This is a genomic window from Pseudomonas sp. T1.Ur (genome assembly GCF_023516725.1).
Taxonomy (GTDB): domain Bacteria; phylum Pseudomonadota; class Gammaproteobacteria; order Pseudomonadales; family Pseudomonadaceae; genus Aquipseudomonas; species Aquipseudomonas alvandae.
The window spans coordinates 3374749-3394249 of record NZ_JAMGSN010000001.1 but is presented as its reverse complement, the minus strand read 5'-3'; the positions used below and the strand labels follow the sequence as shown (position 1 = coordinate 3394249).

At 62.7% G+C, this 19501-nt stretch carries 17 protein-coding genes; 4 read left to right on the top strand and 13 right to left on the bottom strand.

The genetic code is table 11. The annotated features are described in order from the left end of the window. Nucleotides 1-127: 127 nt before the first annotated feature. The 3 genes from M8Q45_RS15030 to M8Q45_RS15020 form a co-directional block, all read right to left on the bottom strand. Nucleotides 128-1165 (bottom strand): AraC family transcriptional regulator, encoded by a 1038-nt coding sequence (locus tag M8Q45_RS15030; RefSeq protein ID WP_249875399.1) that lies wholly within the window; start codon nucleotides 1163-1165, stop codon nucleotides 128-130. A 2-nt stretch (nucleotides 1166-1167) separates the two neighbouring features. Continuing rightward, the gene (locus tag M8Q45_RS15025) at nucleotides 1168-2298 is read right to left on the bottom strand and encodes a carbon-nitrogen hydrolase family protein (protein ID WP_249875398.1); all 1131 of its coding nucleotides are present in this window, start codon (nucleotides 2296-2298) and stop codon (nucleotides 1168-1170) included. Between the two features lie 117 nt (nucleotides 2299-2415). Then, the gene (locus tag M8Q45_RS15020) at nucleotides 2416-3633 is read right to left on the bottom strand and encodes a DUF3422 domain-containing protein (protein ID WP_249875397.1); all 1218 of its coding nucleotides are present in this window, start codon (nucleotides 3631-3633) and stop codon (nucleotides 2416-2418) included. A 235-nt stretch (nucleotides 3634-3868) separates the two neighbouring features. Between M8Q45_RS15020 and M8Q45_RS15015 the strand changes: the two genes are divergently transcribed. Both M8Q45_RS15015 and M8Q45_RS15010 read left to right on the top strand, forming a co-directional pair. After that, entirely contained in the window at nucleotides 3869-5908 is a 2040-nt protein-coding gene (locus tag M8Q45_RS15015; protein WP_249875396.1) for an oxidoreductase, read from the top strand. A 190-nt stretch (nucleotides 5909-6098) separates the two neighbouring features. Then, on the top strand, nucleotides 6099-7007 hold the full coding sequence (locus M8Q45_RS15010; RefSeq protein ID WP_249875395.1) for a 1-aminocyclopropane-1-carboxylate deaminase/D-cysteine desulfhydrase: 909 nt from the start codon (nucleotides 6099-6101) through the stop codon (nucleotides 7005-7007). A gap of 6 nt (nucleotides 7008-7013) precedes the next feature. Here M8Q45_RS15010 and M8Q45_RS15005 read toward each other — a convergent pair whose 3' ends face one another. Then, the gene (locus M8Q45_RS15005; RefSeq protein WP_249875394.1) at nucleotides 7014-7562 is read right to left on the bottom strand and encodes a cytochrome b; all 549 of its coding nucleotides are present in this window, start codon (nucleotides 7560-7562) and stop codon (nucleotides 7014-7016) included. Between the two features lie 185 nt (nucleotides 7563-7747). Then, nucleotides 7748-9151, bottom strand: coding sequence for a type VI secretion system Vgr family protein (locus M8Q45_RS15000; protein ID WP_249875393.1), 1404 nt, complete (start codon nucleotides 9149-9151; stop codon nucleotides 7748-7750). Between the two features lie 219 nt (nucleotides 9152-9370). Here M8Q45_RS15000 and M8Q45_RS14995 point away from each other — a divergent pair, with 219 nt between their 5' ends. After that, nucleotides 9371-10075: a YebC/PmpR family DNA-binding transcriptional regulator gene (locus tag M8Q45_RS14995; RefSeq protein ID WP_030140051.1), complete on the top strand. Its 705-nt coding sequence runs from the start codon at nucleotides 9371-9373 to the stop codon at nucleotides 10073-10075. Nucleotides 10076-10208: 133 nt separating this feature from the next. Here M8Q45_RS14995 and M8Q45_RS14990 read toward each other — a convergent pair whose 3' ends face one another. The 8 genes from M8Q45_RS14990 to M8Q45_RS14955 form a co-directional block, all read right to left on the bottom strand. Beyond that, nucleotides 10209-11543, bottom strand: a complete 1335-nt coding sequence (locus M8Q45_RS14990; RefSeq protein ID WP_249875392.1) for a leucine-rich repeat-containing protein kinase family protein — start codon at nucleotides 11541-11543, stop codon at nucleotides 10209-10211. A gap of 121 nt (nucleotides 11544-11664) precedes the next feature. Then, on the bottom strand, nucleotides 11665-12726 hold the full coding sequence (locus tag M8Q45_RS14985) for an ABC transporter substrate-binding protein (RefSeq protein ID WP_249875391.1): 1062 nt from the start codon (nucleotides 12724-12726) through the stop codon (nucleotides 11665-11667). An 18-nt stretch (nucleotides 12727-12744) separates the two neighbouring features. After that, nucleotides 12745-13860 (bottom strand): NAD(P)/FAD-dependent oxidoreductase, encoded by a 1116-nt coding sequence (locus M8Q45_RS14980; RefSeq protein ID WP_249875390.1) that lies wholly within the window; start codon nucleotides 13858-13860, stop codon nucleotides 12745-12747. Then, the gene (locus tag M8Q45_RS14975) at nucleotides 13857-15212 is read right to left on the bottom strand and encodes an FAD/NAD(P)-dependent oxidoreductase (protein ID WP_249875389.1); all 1356 of its coding nucleotides are present in this window, start codon (nucleotides 15210-15212) and stop codon (nucleotides 13857-13859) included. Before M8Q45_RS14975 ends, M8Q45_RS14980 begins: the two co-directional genes overlap by 4 nt. 160 nt (nucleotides 15213-15372) lie before the next feature. Next, entirely contained in the window at nucleotides 15373-15663 is a 291-nt protein-coding gene (locus tag M8Q45_RS14970; RefSeq protein WP_249875388.1) for a (2Fe-2S)-binding protein, read from the bottom strand. A 7-nt stretch (nucleotides 15664-15670) separates the two neighbouring features. After that, a complete protein-coding gene (locus tag M8Q45_RS14965) occupies nucleotides 15671-16465 on the bottom strand; it encodes an ABC transporter permease (protein WP_249875387.1) in 795 nt (264 codons plus the stop codon). Between the two features lie 6 nt (nucleotides 16466-16471). Continuing rightward, nucleotides 16472-17341: an ABC transporter permease gene (locus M8Q45_RS14960; protein WP_249875386.1), complete on the bottom strand. Its 870-nt coding sequence runs from the start codon at nucleotides 17339-17341 to the stop codon at nucleotides 16472-16474. Then, nucleotides 17338-18363, bottom strand: coding sequence for an ABC transporter ATP-binding protein (locus M8Q45_RS14955; RefSeq protein WP_249875385.1), 1026 nt, complete (start codon nucleotides 18361-18363; stop codon nucleotides 17338-17340). Before M8Q45_RS14955 ends, M8Q45_RS14960 begins: the two co-directional genes overlap by 4 nt. Before the next feature lie 244 nt (nucleotides 18364-18607). Here M8Q45_RS14955 and M8Q45_RS14950 point away from each other — a divergent pair, with 244 nt between their 5' ends. Next, nucleotides 18608-19444 carry an IclR family transcriptional regulator gene (locus M8Q45_RS14950; RefSeq protein WP_249875384.1) on the top strand — a complete coding sequence of 279 codons (837 nt, stop codon included), beginning with the start codon at nucleotides 18608-18610 and terminating at the stop codon, nucleotides 19442-19444. The last annotated feature ends 57 nt before the right edge of the window (nucleotides 19445-19501 follow it).

Here is a 19501-nt window from a genome sequence, read left to right as displayed (position 1 = left end):
GGATGACTATCAGGAAGAGCTGCTGGAATATCAGGCGTATGAGCTGGATCCTCTGGAGCCCGCCGAAGACGCGACGGAGTTGTAGGAAGGCCAGGCAGCTGCCGCGGCATGCGTCGAAGAGCGACGCTCAAGCGCCCTTGCGACTGCGACGAAACTCTCCCGGCGTCTGGTTGTTCCAGCGCTTGAAAGCACGCTGGAACGCCTCGGCTGAGGCAAACCCGAGCAGGTAGGCGATTTCGCCGAAGGCCAGTTCCGTGTCGCGAATGTACGTCATGGCCAGGTCTCGGCGTGTGTCGTTGAGAATGGCCCTGTATTGCGTACCTTCTTCAGCCAGCTTGCGACGCAACGTCCAGGTCGGCAACTTCAGGCGCATGGCCACTTCTTCGAGATCCGGCTCCCGTCCGCCATTGAGCAAAGGTCCCAGCAATTGGATGATGCGCTCACGCAAGCTGCGGGTTCGTGTCAGTTGCTCCAATTCCCGTTCACATAATTGAACCAGATGGTGCCAGGTGCTTGGGCAATGCTGGCGGTTGCGCTGGCCGAGATTGTCCAGGCCCAGGCGCAGCTGGTTCTGTTCGGCGCCGAACTGGATCGGGCACTCGCCTAAAACACGATAGGCCTCCAGGTACTCTGGCTCCTGAAATTCGATTTCGATACGTTCAGCCCGCAGCGGGACGTCGCTGATGCTGGACAGCTGATGGAGCCAGCCGGCGATGATCGAGTCCACGACAAAGCGGTTATAGGCGTTATACGGACTGATGGAATAGAACCGCAGCCACGCACCTTTGGCGTCCTCGTGGAAACTCGATTGCCCACGGTAATTGGAACCGTACAGGGGTTCGAAGCGGATCATGCAGCGTGCGGCTTCGCGCACGGTAGGTGCTTGCGCGGCGGTGACGCCGGCCAGCCCGGCCTGGCTCAAGCGGCTGAGCTGGCCCATGCGCAGGCCCAGGGCCGGATCCCGGGTCAGTTGGATCGCGGCATGACCCAGGCGCATGTAGCGCGGAATCGACAGGCGAGCCCCGGGTTCGGCCAGGCGCGCCGCATCGAGGCCGTACTGCTCAAGCAGTGGCTGGGGATCCTGCCCATGGCTGGCCACTGCATCAGCGAGGCTGTGGACGAAACCTACGGACAGGTCGCCCAGGCGCATCGGTTGCGGCTTCATGTTCACAGCCACAGGTTGAGCAGGCGTGCGCCACGGGCTTCGCCGTCGGCGAATTGCTGGCCGTCGTGGCTGATGAAACTCTGGCCGGCGCTGCCGCTGTCCCAGAATTGCCCGCGCAAGAACACGCTGACGCCGCCACGCGCCTGGCTGACCGGCAATTGGCTGGTCAATGTCAGGCGTCGCCAGGCCTGGCCTTCGTTCACTTCACCGGGCTTGAGGCTCACTTCGCTCGGGGTGGTCAGGCCTTTATAGCCGTTCCAGGGTTTGTTCCAGGCATCGCGACCGACGACGAAGGCCGGTACGGCGATCAGTTGCGCGCCTTGTTCGTTGAGTTGCCGATAGGGCAGCGGGTACCAGCTGTCGGTACCGATCAGCACGCCGAGGCGTCCAGCGGGCGTTTCGACGACGTGCGTGACGTCCGGCTGTTCGGCCTGTAGCACGTCCTGCTGTTCAAAGGCCGGATAGCGTTGACGCTGGGGCTGGCCGATGGGGCGGCCGTCGCGACCGAACACCAGGCTGCTGTTATACAGGGCGCCGCGCCCGACGGTCAGTTCGCCTTCGTTGACGCTGGGCTCGGGCAGGACGATGGAACCGGCCACCAGCGTTACGTTGAATTCCCTGGCGAGCCCCCCGAACAGGAGTTGATAGTCGCGGGCCATGGCGTCTGCCTTCATGCGCAGGTACGCATCGTCCAGGCGATTGTCGCCCTGGGCGGCGGCCAACGCGCGAATGAACGCCAATGGGTTGCTGAGCGCCAGCCAATGCATGGCTTGTTTGAGGGTCGGTGCCTGGTACACCTCGTCTTTTTCACCACTGACCATCAACCAGGTGCCGATGTGCTCGGGCAGGACCACGATGGTCTTGTCGTTGAGAAAGCCTTGGTCACGAGCGGTTTGCAGGTAGGCCGCGAGCTTTCGATGCAAGCGTTCGGGGCTCTGGTAGTCGGTGGGGAATAATTCAGGCTGGATACCCAGCAGGTTGCCACGATCGGCGGGTGTGCCTTGGTCGACCGCCAGGTTGATCCGCAGATCTGACAGGTAGTGGCCCATCGGGCGGTCTGCTGTCCACGATGCGTAGGTGATCAGGACGGCCAACAACGCCAGGGAGAACAGCAGGTACAGAAATTTGCGCATGAGAACAGTCGGTCGCCGCGTACAGGGTCGTGATTTTTCATCAAGAGTCACTTTGTCAGGGTACGGAAAACAATGGATTAGCGAAAGGGCATGCGCCAGACACACCGCCCCAACATCCTAGTGACTCTTGGCCTTCCTGATGCGAAGCATGATCAGCAGCATGATCAACAAGACCGGCGGTGCCATGCCCAATAGCGCTTCACGGGCAGACAGATTCGCCCCCAGCGTATGCAGCCCGCTATAGACCAGTTTGAACAAGTTGATCAGGTAGTAGGTGATGGCGATGATGGATAAACCTTCCACGGCACGCTGAATCTTGATTTGTGCGTCAGCGCGTGCGTTGAGGCTGCGCAGGATTTCCGCGTTCTGGTCCTCCATCTCGACCTGTACACGGGCTTGCAGCAGATCGCCCAGGTTGGCGACGCTCATGGCCAGTTGTTCAAGACGCTGTTCGGTGGCGGCGCAATAGCGCACCGTCGGTTTGAAGCGCCGCTCGATGAACACGCCCAATCGCTGACAGTCACCCAGGTGGCTTTCCCGTAATTCGCCCAGGCGTTCGAAGACCAGTTGCGCATAGGCTCGGGTTGCGCTGAACCGATGGCGATTCTTGACCGTACTGCTGACGACCTGGCGGGACAGTTGAGTGATATCTTCCAGCAGCGCCTTGGCATGCACACCGCTGGCGTTTGCATTGCGTTCGGAAAGCGCCACGAGGGTGCGATCGAACTCATTCAGTTGCGGGTCCAGTGCCTTGGCGGTGCTCAGCGACAACGACGCCATCATGCGATAGGTTTCGATTTCCAACAGCCGCCGGATCATCCGTCCCTGGCGGTAGGCGTTGAGTTTTCGATTGATGAACAGCAAGCGATTGGTACCGTCCTCGGTCAGTCGAAAGTCGCTCCAGACCACGGCATCGCCGCCGCCGACACTGGAGCCGCACGGGTCCTTGAAGCCGTAGCTGGCCAGGTCGAGTCCTGCTTCGCCGCGCACCAGCACCTGAACGGCATTGATGATGTGCTCGCGGTGTTCTTCGATGCCCAGCGCCAGGCATTCGGGCAGGGTGGCCCATTGCAGCTCATGGCTGCCCGCGGCAACGACCAGGGTCAGGGTGAAGAATTCGGTGTGGCGCTCCCACTTGAGAGGATGGCCGTCCAGCCGGGTAATGCCCTGTGCGGCATCGCTCGCCACAGTGCCGGGGCACAATTGCCCGAGCAGTCTTTCACACCGGACGTTGTCACCCAGCAAGGCCAAGTGAAAGACGTGGGCCGGTTCGTCGAAATACAGCGACGGACGAGCGTGCAATTCGTTGTGCAGCTCTTTTCGTTGGGGATGCATGCGAGGCGACCGTGTGGTTGGCGTTATTGTTGGGTAGAGCACCTGCCAGCTTCCATAGGACTCGCGCTCTTTGCCGTAAGTCACGACCATCGCCCGACGTCGCTGCGCATTTGGATCATTAACTTGTCAGTTCCGGTCATTGAGCGCCTGCACCCCGACTCTTACGCTGTCGGGCAAGACGATGGAGGCCGAAGAGCTTCCGCATTTTCCGTGATCGCCCGTAGTGGAGTTACCGATGACCGCCGCTCATTACCCGCATTTGCTGGCCCCGCTGGACCTGGGTTTTACCACGTTGCGCAACCGCACCCTGATGGGGTCGATGCACACCGGTCTCGAGGAGAAGCCGGGTGGCTTCGAGCGCATGGCGGCGTATTTCGCCGAGCGCGCCCGGGGCGGCGTGGGCCTGATGGTGACTGGCGGGATCGGGCCTAACGATGAAGGTGGCGTTTATTCCGGCGCGGCCAAGCTGACCAGCGAGGAAGAAGCCCTCAAGCACCAGATCGTCACCCGGGCGGTGCATGAAGCCGGTGGCAAGATCTGCATGCAGATTCTCCACGCCGGCCGTTATGCCTATAGCCCCAAGCAGGTGGCACCGAGCGCGATCCAGGCGCCGATCAACCCGTTCAAGCCCAAGGAGCTGGACGAAGAGGGGATCGAGAAACAGATCGGCGATTTTGTCACCTGTTCGGTGCTGGCCCAGAAGGCCGAGTACGATGGTGTCGAGATCATGGGCTCGGAAGGCTATTTCATTAACCAGTTCCTGGCGGCCCACACCAACCACCGGACCGACCGCTGGGGTGGCAGCTACGAAAACCGCATGCGCCTGCCGGTGGAAATCGTGCGCCGCGTACGCGCCGCGGTCGGCCCCCATTTCATCATCATCTTCCGCCTGTCGATGCTCGACCTCGTGGAAGGCGGCAGCACTTGGGATGAGATCGTTCAATTGGCCCAGGCCATCGAACAGGCCGGTGCGACGATCATCAACACCGGTATCGGTTGGCACGAGGCGCGGATTCCGACCATCGCCACCAAGGTGCCGCGGGCAGCGTTCAGTAAAGTCACCGCCAAGCTGCGTGGCTCGGTGGGCATTCCGCTGATTACCACCAACCGTATCAACACGCCTGACGTGGCCGAGCGGATCCTGGCGGAAGGCGACGCCGACATGGTGTCCATGGCGCGGCCCTTCCTCGCGGACCCGGAATTCGTCAACAAGGCCGCCGAAGGCCGGGCGGACGAGATCAATACCTGCATCGGCTGCAACCAGGCCTGCCTGGACCATACGTTTGGCGGCAAGCTCACCAGTTGCCTGGTGAATCCGCGGGCGTGCCATGAGACTGAGCTCAATTACCTGCCGGTCACCCAGGTGAAGAAAATCGCCGTGGTCGGCGCGGGTCCTGCCGGGTTGTCCGCGGCTACCGTGGCGGCCGAGCGGGGGCATCAGGTGACCTTGTTCGATGCGGCCAGCGAAATTGGCGGTCAATTCAATGTCGCCAAGCGTGTGCCGGGCAAGGAAGAGTTCTTTGAAACCCTGCGCTACTTCAAGCGCAAGTTGCAGACCACCCACGTCGAGCTGTGCCTCGATTCCCGCGTCGATGTGGCGCAGTTGGTGGCGGGCGGTTACGACGAAATCATCCTGGCCACCGGCATCGCGCCGCGTGTACCGGCGATCCCGGGTGTGGAACATCCCAAGGTGCTGAGCTACCTGGACGTGATCCTCGAACGCAAGCCGGTTGGCCGCAGTGTCGCGGTGATTGGTGCCGGCGGGATTGGCTTTGACGTGTCGGAATTCCTGGTCCATCAAGGTATTGCGACCAGTCAGGACCGCGAGGCGTTCTGGAAGGAATGGGGGATCGACACCCACCTCCAGGCACGTGGCGGCGTCGCCGGGATCAAGGCCGAACCCCATGCTCCGGCGCGCCAGGTGTTCCTGTTGCAGCGCAAGAAGTCCAAGGTCGGCGATGGCCTGGGCAAGACCACCGGCTGGATTCATCGCACCGGCTTGAAGAACAAGCAGGTGCAGATGCTCAACAGCGTCGAATACCTGAAGATCGACGACGAGGGCCTGCACATTCGCATTGGCGAGACGGGCGAGCCTCACGTGCTACCGGTGGACAACATCGTCATCTGCGCCGGGCAGGATCCGCTGCGCGAGTTGCAGGAAGGCCTGGAAGCGGCTGGGCAGACTGTCCACCTCATCGGCGGTGCCGACGTGGCGGCGGAACTGGACGCCAAGCGTGCCATCGACCAGGGTTCGCGGCTGGCGGCGCAGTTGTAAGGCGCAAATCCTGTAGACATCCGGATCCCCTGTGGGAGCGAGCCTGCTCGCGATGGCGATTAGTCAGTTTCACAAGTGCTGGCTGACCCACCGCTATCGCGAGCAGGCGCGCTCCCACGGTTTTTTCAATGTCAGGGCGTGCGCGACCAGCTGTTAATATGCCGGCCTGTTTTCCATCCGGCCCACAGCCATGCTCCTTCACGCCCTCGACTGGCACCCCCAGCCTCGCCTCGAACCCCTTCGCCTGGACTGGCTCGCCCATGCCGGCGTCGAGGTGGCGGTGTTGCGCCTGGACCGGATCGATTCGCTGATCAGTGGCAACAAGTGGTTCAAGCTGCTCCATCATCTGCATGCCGCCCATGCGGCAGGTGCGCAGGGAATCATGAGCCTTGGGGGCGCCTACTCCAATCACTTGCACGCGTTGGCGGCGGCTGGCCAGCGATTCGGTTTCGCTACGGTGGGGCTGCTGCGTGGCCATCCTCAGGAAACACCGACGGTACTCGACCTGAAAGCGTTCGGCATGACGCTGCACTGGTTGGGTTATGAAGGGTACCGAAGACGCCATGATGCGGATTTCTGGACGCCCTGGCAGGCGCAATACCCGCAGTTGTGGCCGATCCCTGAAGGCGGCTCGGGGTTGCCTGGCGCGCAGGGCTGCATGATCTGGGAGACCAGCGTTCGCGATCAATTGGCGGGTTTGGGGTGGAGCGATTATCACGGCTGGTGGCTGGCGTGCGGCACTGGAACATCGTTGGCCGGGCTGGTGCTGGCGGAAGCGGGGAGGCGTCCGGTCCATGGCGTCCTGGCGGTCCCCGAAAACCACGGCGTGAAGCAGCAAGTCGAAAGCATCGTGAAGGAGGCGGGATTGGGCAATCCGCTTTATGAACTGATTGACGGCAGTCGTGGCGGATTTGCCCGGGTTGACGAAGGGCTCACAGCCTTCATCGAAACCACCGCGCAGATCGAGCTGGAGCCGTTGTACACCGGCAAGGCGCTGATGCTGCTCAAGGCTCGGGTCGAGGCCGGGCAGTTTGCCGCCGGCACTCGGCTGATCTTCGTCCACACCGGCGGCTTGCAGGGCCGCCGGGGATTCCGGTGATCGTCTTCAGCCGCGCTTGGGCATCATCCGCAGCAATGTGTTGTCGCGCACCACATAGTGGTGATACAGCCCCGCCAGCGCATGCAGGCCAATCAACCAATAGCCAAGGGTGCCGCCGAGCACATGCCAGCCCTCCACTTGCTTGGCGAACGCCTTGTCCGGCTCGACAAGCAGTGGCAAATCAAATCCGTAGAACATCACCTGGTGTCCTTCGGCGCTGGTGATCAGCCAGCCCAACAGTGGCATCGCGATCATGAACAGGTACAACGCCCAGTGCATCAGGCGCGCCAGGAACGTTTGCCATACGGGCGAAGCCGGGAAAATCGCCGGTGCCTTGCCCATGCTGCGGGCAAACAGGCGTAGCCAGACCAACACGAACACGGTCAAGCCAAGCATGAAATGCGCTTCCTTGATCAGCGTTCGGCCGCCGCTGCCCTTGGGAAAAATGCCTCGGAACTCAATGCAGGCATAAACCACGGCCAACAGCACCAGCATCAGCCAATGCAAGGTGACCGTGACGGTACTGTAGCGGTTTGCGGAATTTTTCCAGGGCATGCGGGTTTCTCCAGCCATCAGGGTAAAGCGCTGTCTAGAGCAGCGTTGTGCTTGCACTTTAAGCCCGTTTCGCTGGGTTTGCATGAGCCAGATCAGGTTGCATCGATGAATTTATGATCCGCTCGCGAAATGTCCTCGCCATGCAGCCGGCGGGAATACACTTTCCGGCCCGCTCATGGGGTTTCTCAAGGGGTGATGTCCGGTGGGTTCAAGAGCCACTCGAACAATAGACCCGTAGTGTCGTTGCTCGGCGCCAAGGGGCAGGGCGACGTGGGGCCACCATTGCCCAGGCCGGGCTCGAGCAATCCCGCGCAAAGGACCGGTCGGTCGGGATCGCCGTCGAGGAAGCTCACCAGCACTTCGCTACCGGCCAGCAACAAAGGGTGATCGCCGGGCGTCAGGCACGACACGGGCAGCGCAATGCCTTCTTCATCACGGTTCCAGAGGCTGATCATGACCCGGCCCTGTAGGTCGGATGCCGCGGCCTGGCCAGGCGGACCGAGTACATAGGCGAGGTGATAGCCAGGTACGCATGGCTTGGGATGCACGAGGAGCGGTCGGTACACGGAGGACCAAGGAATCGCGCAGAACTGATTGCGGTAGTCCTTTGCCGCGGGTGGGGTTGGCAGGTTCGTTTCAAGAATCGAAAGTTGTCGTCCATGATGCCGAACCTCGGTAATCAGCCATTGGTCGTTGAACGTCGATACCGGGTGCCCATCGATCCGCGCGATATGACCGCTGCGCAGGGCCGGCGAGAGGGTGTGCCCATGGATCTCCCGTTTTCGGTAGCGCAACCGTTCCAGATGCCGCCGGCTTGCCTGGCAACGGTGAATCCGTGTCGGGTCGTCACGCTTTCTTTCGTGCGCCGCCTCCTCGGATGGCGCGCGCGCGGTGTCGGTCGGTTCGGCCGCTGCACGGTCGCGAAATCCGTGGGGCGGACCTGGAGGTATTGAATGATGGCGTTGATACAACCGCGTGATGGCGCCGACGTTATCCGCCTCCATGAGGAGTTCAACCGCCTGTACAGGAAAGCTCTTCGGATCCTCGGCAAACACCATGACGTGACCCTGGGGGCTGTGTTCGAAGTGGTAATGAATGCCTTCCTCTTCGCATAGCCGCTGTAGCAGCGTCAGGTCGCTTTCCTCGTACTGGATACAAAATGGCCGACACGGGTAATGCCCATTTGGCAGTTCGAAGCGATAGCTGTGGGCGGGCATTGCGTTTTCTTCCAGCAGGCGCTGCAGGATCTGCACAACGGTGAGTCGATGAAAAACTCGACGCCGCAGTCCCTGTTCCAGTTGCTGAATGTACGGCACCAGCGTCAGCCGGTAGCCGACGCGGTGCGCTGCCTCGGCGCCCAGGCTCACGCTGTGCACAATCCCGTGTATGCCGGACTCACCGTCCAGGCGCAGGAAGGCCGCTTGGCCCAACAACGCGTCGGGACTGATCGGCGGCTCCTGGCCAATCAGGTCGAGGTCGAAGCGGTACGGCTGATTGAGGGCTTCCCGGCCGTTGAGCCCCCGGATATGCAGGCGCATGTCGCTTTGCATGATCGTCAGGCTGAAGGGATTTTCCATATCGTTGCGCATTGCCGCCCATATTTTCACGGAGAGAAGTACGAAGGGTACGAAACCCCAGCGTATGACGCCGTGCCCGAATCGCTATTTCGGAAACGCCCTACAGCGAGTAGTGGAAATGTCGATGAAGCGGGAACGATTTTTTGGTCGATCAGCCGGTTGTGGGCGTATAAACTTGCGCCACAGCGCCGGCCGGCAGATGTCTCGGCGCGTCAGACAAGAGAGTGAGTAATGGGCGCACAGTGGAAGGTTAAACACAAAGAAGCGGCTGCCAACGCCAAGGGCAAGATCTTCGGCAAGCTGGTGAAGGAAATCACCATTGCCGCACGCAACGGCGCCGATGTCGCGACCAATGCGCACTTGCGGCTGGTGGTCGAACAGGCCAAAAAGGCCTCGATGCCCCGCGAGACCCTGGAACGTGCGATCAAGAAGGGTTCTGGCCAGCTCGGCGAGACCGTGCAATACCACCGAGTCACCTACGAAGGGTTTGCGCCCCACCAGGTGCCGCTGATCGTTGAGTGCGTGACCGACAACATCAACCGTACCGTCGCCGAGATCCGCGTCGCGTTCCGCAAGGGCCAACTGGGCGCCTCGGGCTCGGTGGCCTGGGATTTCAACCACGTAGGCATGATCGAGGCTGCCCCGGACAGCCCGGACGCTGACCCGGAAATGGCCGCTATCGAGGCCGGGGCCCAGGATTTCGAACCGGGCGAGGACGGTGCGACGCTGTTCATCACCGAACCTGCCGATCTGGACGCCGTGCAAAAGGCGTTGCCGGAGCAAGGCTTCACGGTGTTGTCTGCCAAATTGGGTTATCAGCCAAAAAATCCGGTCAGCGGCCTGACCGACGAGCAGATGGCCGAAGTCGAGGCGTTTCTCGAAGGCCTCGACAACCATGACGACGTGCAGGACATGTTTGTCGGCTTGGCGGGTTAAACCCTCGTCCTGTGACGAGAGCATTTATCCCCGCCAGGACCTGTAGGAGCTGGCGAAGCCTGTGTTCTTCTTGGGTCTTTCAACGGGAGCTCAAGCCCTGCAAGAAGATCGCAGCCGGCAGCGCCTACAGGGCTCAGCGGGGGCAAGCGCCCTCGCCACGGCCGTGCAGTAAGTTTTCAATCTCATCAAACCCAGGCCGCGCCAGCACATTTGGCTGACAGCAGCGCGCCTCCAGGTCTTGCAGTCGTGCAAGGTCCTCGATACCCAGCGCCGGTTCGATCCGCGCCAGCAACTCCCCCAGCAGAATCCCGAAGGCCCGCACCTCGATGCGTTGCAACGCGCGTGTCTGGCTGTCATCAACCGTGGCATGGAAAGACGCCGCGCCAAAATCCCCCAGCAGGCAATCGCCTTGGTCATTGCAGAGGATATTGTGGCCATACAGATCCCCATGGGTAAGGCCTTGCCGATGCAGATGACCCGCCACACAGGCAATGCCCCGGGCGATGCGCAAGGCCACGTCGACGCCCAGGCGCAGTTCATCGGCATAGACGTCGCGCGTACAGGATTCCAGGCTCGGCAACCCGGCCAGGTTGCGGTATTCGGGTCCGATCAAGGCCATCACCAGTCCGGCCTGTTGCTCAGGGTGGCCGGCAACCTGGCCCAACACTTCGATCAGGTTTGGATGCTTACCGGCGATGATGCACGCATGCATCTCATGCAACGGCGAGCCGTCGCTGGTCATCTGGCCTTTGTAGAGCTTGACCGCGACGTTGCGCCCGGCCTGGCCCGGCGGTTGCCACAGCGCTTGGTGGATGACGCCCGAAGCGCCTTCGCCCAATGAGGCTTGCAAGCTCAGTTGCGCCCAGTCGATCGGCGTCGCGACATGCAGCGCCCGGGCGTCGGCTTCCGCTTCCAGTGGGTTGCCCGCGTAGGCCAGCCAGCTGAGGCTTGGCAGTTCCAACAACCACGACGGCAGCTCGGCCAGCTGATTGGCGGAAACACGCAGCAGTTCGAGGCGATGACACTGGGCCAGGCTCTGCGGCAACGCGTGCAGGCGATTACCGGCCAGCATCAGTTTTTGCAGATGCGGGCGTTGGCCCAGCTCCTCCGGTAGTTGGCTGATGCAGTTATCGGTCAGGATCAGCCAACGCAGCAGCGGCGGCAATGCCGCACCCGTAACGCGTTCGATTCGGTTGGCCTTGAAGCCGACCATGGTCAATGCGCTGCAACGGCCCAGGCATTCGGGCAGTTCGGTGAAGCGGTTGTCCGAACAGAACAGCACCCTCAGGTGGGGCAGTCGATAGAGGTCGTTGGGCAGTGTGTCCAACTGATTGCCGCTGAGGTTGAGGATTTCAAGGGAGTCGGCCAGTTCGAAGATTTCCCGGGGGAACTCCGTCAAGCCGCAGGCCAGGTCCAGTCGGGTTATACCTGAAAGCTGGCCGGCGCGCAGTTGGGCGAGGGTGTGCATGGAAGGGTTCGCTGTTGGACAAGAGGAAAGCGCGCAGAAAAACCTGTGGCGAGCAAGCTCCCTCGCCACAGGTGATCAGCTTGGTTTTTAATTTGCCCAATGATAACCCGCAAAGCGCGTTTTAGCGCTCGATGCTGCGGTTCCACCGCGCGTTCCAGGCCGGACGTTGTTCGTTGACCTGATCCCAATCCACCGCAATCGCGGTTTCCAGGTATTTTTTCATTGCTTCCACCTGCCCGCGGGTCTTGTCGGTGGTCGGCGTGTTGGGGTTGGACGGGATCTGGTCGCCTTCTTCGAGGGCAATGGCCTGGGCTTCGGGCGTCAACAGGAACGCGGCGAGTTTCTGTGCGAGTTCGGGTTCGCTGTTCTGCGCGACGGCACATTCGGCGACGTTCAGCACCACCGCGCCTTCCTTCGGTTGCGCGTATTCGACCGGCATGCCCTTGAGTTTCAACGCGGTGACTTGGGTCGGCGTCAGCGGGAACAGTGCCGCTTCATCCGTCTGCAACATTTCGGAGATTTTCGCCGAGCTGGGGATGTACTCCAGCACGTTACGCCCGACCGTGTTCGGCCACGCCTTGAAGCCCGGTTCGACATCGGTTTCGCTGCCGCCCTGGATCCGGTTGAACATCAGGAAACCGTGCAGGCCGAAGGTGGACGAGGCCATGGATTGGAACACCACTTTGTCCTTGAATCGCGGGTCGGCCAGGTCCATCCACGACGTCGGCGTGTTCCAGCCTTTTTCCTTGAACAGCCGCGTGTTGTAGGCCAGCCCGGTGACGCCGAGGCTGACGGCGACGGCCTGGTCCTTGATGCGCCCCTTGGCCGGAATCTGCGCCAACGGCGCGCTGTCTTGCAATTTTTCGCACAACCCCATGGCGATGGCGCGGTACATGATGCCGTCGTCCAGGAACATCACGTGCATCTGCGGGTTGCCCTTGCTGGCCTGGACCTTGGCGAGGATGTCGGCCGAAGTGCCCGGCACGATCACCACCTTGACGTTGTTGGCTTTCTCGAAGGCCGGCAAGACCTTGTCGGCGTACAACCGCTCCATGGTGCCGCCGTTCATGCCCAGATAAAGCGTCGGCTCGGCCAACGCCTGGGTGACCGGGAGCAGGGCGCCCAGGCAAGCGGAACCCAGCGAGCAGAAACCAAACAGTGCACTGCGTTTGACGTTATTCATTGGCGCGACCTTCCTCTATCAAGCAACGGAGATGGAGTGGAACCGGGTGATGGAAAACGCATCCAGCGGCGTGGACGACGCCCCGCTGCAGATGATCTCGGTGAGCGCCTGGCCCACCGCAGGACCGATCTGGAAGCCCGCGCCGGCAAAGCCGAACGCATGCAACAGGCCGGGTTGGGTGCTGCTGGGGCCGATCACCGGTTGGCGATCGGGCAGGTAGCCTTCGGTGCCGCTCCAGGTACGGATCGCCTGGGCGCCCTCCAGGAACGGGTAGAGTTCGACGGCCTGTCGCAGGATCTCGATGACCGCGTTCTGGCCGGGCCGGGCGCGGGCTTCGTCCAGCGCGAAACCCTGGCCGCCGCCCAATACGCAATTGCCCCGGGCGACCTGCCGGGCATAGATACCGCCGCCTTCGACGCCGGTGCTGGCGTCCATCACCACGGGCAGGGGTTCGGTGACCAGCATCGCCGGGTGCCCGGCGTGCATCGGCACGGCTTCGCCGAACTGCGCGGCGAAGCGGCTCGCCCAGGCGCCGGCGCAGTTCAGCAGCCACGGTGCACGAAACTCAAGGCTCGTCTCGGTGCGCACGGCAAAGTGCTGGCCGTCGTGCGTGACCTGGCTGACCGGGCATTGTTCGTGCACCTGCGCACCGTGCCTGCGGGCCGCCTGGGCAAAGGCCGGCGAGACCAGCCGTGGGTTGGCATGGCCGTCGTCCGGGCACAACGAGGCGCCGACCGCGACGCTGCCGACCCAGGGAAATCGCCTGCGCAATTCGTCGCGATCCAGCAGCTGCAAATCGAGGCCAAAGCCCTGGCTGCTGGTGGCGTAATCCTGCAACGAACGCAAGTCATCGAGGCTGCGGGCCAGCTTCAAATGGCCGCTGCGCTGATACTCGCCGTCGATGCCGATCAATTGCGGCAATTGCCCCCAGATCTCATGCGCCCGTTGCGACAGCGGCAGTTGCGACAACGGACGGCCCTGGCGTCGCACGCCGCCGTAATTCACGCCGCTGGAATGCGAGCCACAGAAGTCTCGCTCCAACAGCGCCACCCGACGCCCAGCCTTGCTCAGGAACAACGCCGCCGAGGCGCCGACGATGCCGCCGCCGACGATGACTGCATCGACTTCGATCATGGCTCGATCTCCAGGCCAAACGGCACGGGCTTGACCGGTGCCTGTGCCCGCAAGCGGCCGATTTCCCGGACGGTGCGGCCGCTTTCATAGGCGATGATTTCCGCCGCCGCGGCACCGCACATCCGCCCCTGGCAGCGGCCCATGCCGACCCGGCAATGGGCCTTGACCCGGTTGATTTCCCAATGGCCTTCCCGGACGACCTGGCGGATGTCGCCGACGCTGACTTCTTCGCAGCGGCAAATCATCAAGTCGTCGCTCGCGCGGCTCGCCCAATCTTCGGGAAAGGCAAAGGCCCGCTCCAGGCCCTGGCGGAAATGGCCGATGCGCTCGAGGGACTGTTCCAGCTGGGCGCAACGTTGCGGGTCGACTCGGTAGCCGAGGTCTTCGAGCAGCGCCAGGGCCGCCCGTTCACCGGCCATCTCGGCGGCATCGGCGCCCATGATCCCGGCGCCGTCGCCGGCCAGGTAGACCCCGGCCGAACGGCTGCGACCGGCGCTGTCGCGGCGCGGTAGCCAGGCGCGGTTGAGCGGGCTCCAGGCAAATTCGCAGCCCAGCAGATCGGCCAGTTGGGTTTCGCTGCGCAGGCCATGGGCAAAGGCCACTGCATCACAATCGAGGGTGCGCTCGATTCTTTTGTTGCGCCATTTCAACGACTGCACCCGGCGCTCGCCCTCGATGCGCGCAAGGCTGGCACCTTGATGTACCGGGATTCCATGAGTCGTCAGCCAGGCGCGGTAATAAAGCCCCTTGGCGAGCGTGGCCGGTTGCGCCAGCAGGCCGGGCAGGGCGCGGATCTGCGCGCTCAAGGGCGAGCTGTCGAGTACGGCGAGGACGTTGGCGCCGGCCTTGGCGTATTGGTACGCCACCAGATACAGCAATGGCCCGCTGCCCGCGAACACCACTCGCTCGCCGATGGCGCAGCCTTGGAACTTCAGGGCGATTTGCGCCGCGCCCAGGCTGTACACACCGGGAAGCGTCCAGCCAGGAACCGGCAGGATCCGGTCCGTGGCGCCCGTTGCGACGATTACGCTGGCGTACTCCAGGCGAGCGGCGCGGCCCTCATGCAGGGTATCCAACTGACCGGCTTCGGCGTTCCAGACCAGCGTGTCGGGACGGTAATCGAGCTGCTTGCGCAACTCATCCAGAGTCTGGTGGACGGCGTTGGCCTTGGCTGCTTCGAAGCCATACAGGGTGTTCGACGGGCGGGTGAAGTTCGCGGGCTGGCGCCGGTAAATCTGTCCGCCACCGCGCGCAGCTTCGTCCAGCAGGACCGGATAGAGGCCATGGGTGACCAAGGTTTGCGCAGCGCGGATACCGGCGGGGCCGGCGCCGATGATGACGATGGGTTTCATGGCAACCTCACCGGCAGCGGATTTTCGCTGCTGTCGAGGCCGCCTTCGCGAGCAAGCTCGCTCCCACATGGGACCTGTTGCGGATGCCGATTGCGCGTGCACCGCAGTTCCCCTATGGGAGCGAGCTTGCTCGCGATGGGGCCATACCTGTCAAAGCCCTTCATACCTGCCGCCCCGGTTCGCGGCTGATCTGCTGGCCGGCTTCGAGCATCGTCGAGCAGGCGCGCACGCGGCGGCCGTCGCCCAGTCGCACCCAGCAATCCTGGCAGGCGCCCATCAGGCAGAAGCCGGCGCGGGGCTCGGCGCTGAAATCACTGCCGCGCAGGTGGTCGCTGCAGGTCAGGATAGCGGTGAGCACGGTGTCGCCGAGCGATCCGCTGGCGGGTTCGCCGTCGAGCAGGAAGTCCAGGGCCGGGCGGTCGTTTTCGGCCAGTCGTTTCAGCAGAGCCATGGCGCCCTCATTGTTTGCCTACCAGGACCCGATCCAGGCCATAGACCCGGTCGAGCAGAATCATGGTCAGCGCGGTGAGCGCAATGACCAGCGCCGACACCGCCGCCATCATCGGGTCGATGGATTCGGTGGCGTAGACGTACATGCGTACCGGCAGGGTTTGGGTGGCCGGCGAGGTGACAAAAATCGACAGCGTGACTTCATCGAAACTGTTGATGAACGCCAGCAACCAGCCTCCGGCAACGCCGGGCAAGATCATCGGCAAGGTGATCTGTCGGAACAGGGTGAAACGACCGGCCCCCAATGACTGCGCAGCCTGCTCGGCGCTGCGATCCAGGCCGATGGCCGAGGCCAGTACCAGCCGCAGCACATACGGCGTGATCACCAGCACATGGGCGAAGATCAGCCAGCTGAAGTTGCCATTCACCCCCATCAGCGCGAACAGCCGCAGCAGCGCGACGCCCAGCACGAGGTGCGGAATGATGATCGGCGACAGGAACAGACCGTTGAAAAAATCCCGGCCAGGAAATTCCAGCCGGGTGATTGCCAACGCCGCCGGCACCGCGATCAGCGTCGCCAGCGAGGCCGCGCTGAACGCCAGGATCAGGCTGTTGTAGAACGCGTCGATAAAGTCCGCGCGCTCGAACACGGCACGGAACCAGCGCAGGGAAAACGCCGTGGTGGGCAGGCTCAAGGTGTTCTCCGGCGTGAAGGCGACCAGGCAGACCACCATCAGCGGCGCCAGCATGAACACCACCACCAAGGCATGGAACAACAGGGCGAAAGGACCGTTCCTGGACATCAACAATTACCCCAATGACTTCTTGTAGCGGCCTTCGATCATGCGGTTCCACGACAGCATGATCAGCAGGTTGAGCAGCAACAGCGCGACGGCAATGGCTGCGCCCATGGGCCAGTTGAGTTCAGACAGGTATTGGTCGTAGATCAGCGTGGCGACCATTTTCAAGCGCCGGCCGCCGAGCAGGCCGGGGATGGCGAACGAACTGGCGGCGAGGCCGAACACGATCAGCGTGCCGGACAGCACGCCCGGCATGATCTGCGGCAGCACCACCTTGCGGATCACCGTGAACTGGCTCGCACCCAGGGAAAGGGCGGCCTGTTCGGCGGCCGGATCGAGTTTTTGCAGCGAGGTCCACACCGGAATGATCATGAACGGCAGCATCACGTGCACCAGGGCAATGACCACTGCAAACGGGGTGTAGAGCAACTTCATCGGCGAGCCGCCGAGGGCTTGCAGCGTCTGGTTGACCAGCCCATCGGCGCCGAGCAGCAGGCTCCAGCCGAACGCTCGCACCACCACCGAAATCAGCAACGGCGTGAGGATCAGGATCAGGAAGATCGAACGCCACGGCGCGCCCATGCGGCTGAGGATGTAGGCCTCGGGTACGCCGATCACCACGCACAGCAACGTGGTCAGGGCGCTGATCCAGAAGGTGCGCAGGAAAATTTCGTAGAAGTACGGGTCGCCCAGCAGGCTGGCGTAGTGCTCGAAGGTGTAGGCGTCGCTGTTGATGCCCGAGCCGTAGTCGAAGACGTTGAACGACAGCACCAGCGTCAGGCCGAGGGGAATCACCAGCAGACCCAGGTACAAGGCCAGGGCCGGGGCCGACATCCAATAGCCTTGGCGGCCGCGCTTCATGGCTTCGATCAGCTTCATGCCGGCACCTCATCCACGCTCAGCACCCGCAGCAGCGCCGGGTCCCAGTCCAGGCCCACGGCGGTGCCTTCGGCCAGGGGCGCCGAGCCGTCGTTGCGCCGTACCACGCTGAGCTCGCCCAGACGGGTGGAGACGCCATACAGCCACTGGCTGCCGAGGAAGAAACGGTTGGTGACGGTGCCTTGCAGCCGTCCCGAGCCGGGGGCGCACAGGTCGATTTTTTCCGGGCGCAGGCTCAGGGTCAGTTCGCCTTTGCCGGCGCTGCTGGCTTGCACGATTCCGGCGCTGTCACGTTCGCCGGGCAGCAGGTTGGCCTTGCCGACGAAGCTGGAAATGAACTCGGTGCGCGGGTGTTCGTAAAGGGTGTAGGGCGCGTCGATCTGGGTAATACGGCCGGCCTGCATGACCACGACCCGATCGCTGATCGACAGCGCCTCGGACTGGTCGTGGGTCACCATCAGCGTGGTGATGCCGACTTCGCGCTGGATACGACGGATTTCGAACTGCATTTCTTCGCGCAGGTTGGCGTCGAGGTTGGACAGCGGCTCGTCGAGCAACAGCACCGGCGGTTCGATTACCAGCGCCCGGGCCAACGCGACGCGCTGGCGCTGGCCGCCTGAAAGCTCTCGTGGGTAACGCTCGGCGTGCCGGTCCAGGCGCACCAGCTTGAGCACGCGATCGACCCGTGACTGCAGCTCGACGCTGGGCACTTTGCGCATGCGCAAGCCGAAGGCGATGTTGTCCTTGACGGTCATGTGGGGAAACAGCGCGTAACTCTGGAACACCACGCCCAGGCCGCGACTGGCGGGCTTGGCGTGGGTGATGTCGCGCCCATCGAGCAGGATGCGGCCGCTGCTGGCCTCGACGAAGCCGGCGATCATTTGCAGGGTGGTGGTCTTGCCGCAACCGGACGGCCCCAGCAAGGAGACGAATTCGCCTTTCTCCACCGAGAGGTTGGTGGCGACCACGGCGTCCAGGTCACCATAACGTTTGCTCAAGTCTTCAAGTTGCACGAAAGCCATGACTGCGCTCCACCTGAGATTGTTATGCGTCGCCGCGAGGCGCGCTTTTTTGTATGGGCAGATACGAAAGGATGTCGCGGGGTGCGTTGGCGCTCGATTTCTGGTCGGCTGCCGCTGTTGTTCGAATCGCCCCTGATGGACGCAGAGTAGGACGAAGAATAGGATGGGCTCAATGGACTATTTCACTGAAGCGATGACTATTTTCAGTTTCATTCGGTGAGTAAATAACTGAGTAAAAAATTTTATGCCTGATTCCATTGAGCGGAATACTGAAAAGAACGAAGTAGGGGTTGGCTCGGTCTCCCGGTTGTTTGCCGTGCTGCGCAGCCTGGGCGAGACCGCTGAAGGGGGCGAGCGTGTCACGCAACTGGCCCAGCGCATCGGCCTGTCCCAGCCCACCACGCACCGCTTGCTGCGCAACCTGATGGACGAAGGCATGGTCGAGCAGGATGCGCGTAGCAAACGCTATCGCCTGAGCCTGGATTTCTTCGCCCTGGCCGCTCGCGCTGGCAATACCGGCAACCTGCGGGAACTGGCCAGGCCTGCGATGTTGCGGTTGTCGGCGTCCCTGGGGGATTCGCTATTCTTGCTGGCCCGTTGCGGCTTCGATGCGATCTGCCTGGACCGCAGTGAAGGTCCGTTTCCGATCCGCACCTTCACCGGTGATATCGGCGGTCGAGTGGCCTTGGGCGTGGGACAGGGCAGCCTGGCGATCCTGGCGTTCCTGCCGGAGGAGGAGCGCGACACGGTGATTCAATACAACTTGCCGCGACTCAAGGATTTTCATCTCTACGATGAAGTCTTCCTGCGCACCGAAGTGGAGAACGTTCGCACGCTGGGCTATGCCGGGCGCAACACTGGAGTGTTGCAGGGCATGGCCGGGGTGGCGGTGCCCATCCTCGATCGTGAAGGGCGGGCCGTGGCGGCCTTGAGCGTGGCGACGATCAGCGACCGGCTCGGGCCGGATCGCCTGCCGACCGTGGTGGAAATGCTCAAGCGCGAAGCCACGTTGATCGGACCGCGGATCAATCCGTTCGACCCGCTGTTGCGCAGGCCTTCGCAGGTGTTCAGGCAGGGGTGAATGAAGTCTTCCGGACTTTTGTCACGCTGTGGGAGCGAGCTTGCTCGCGATAGCGGT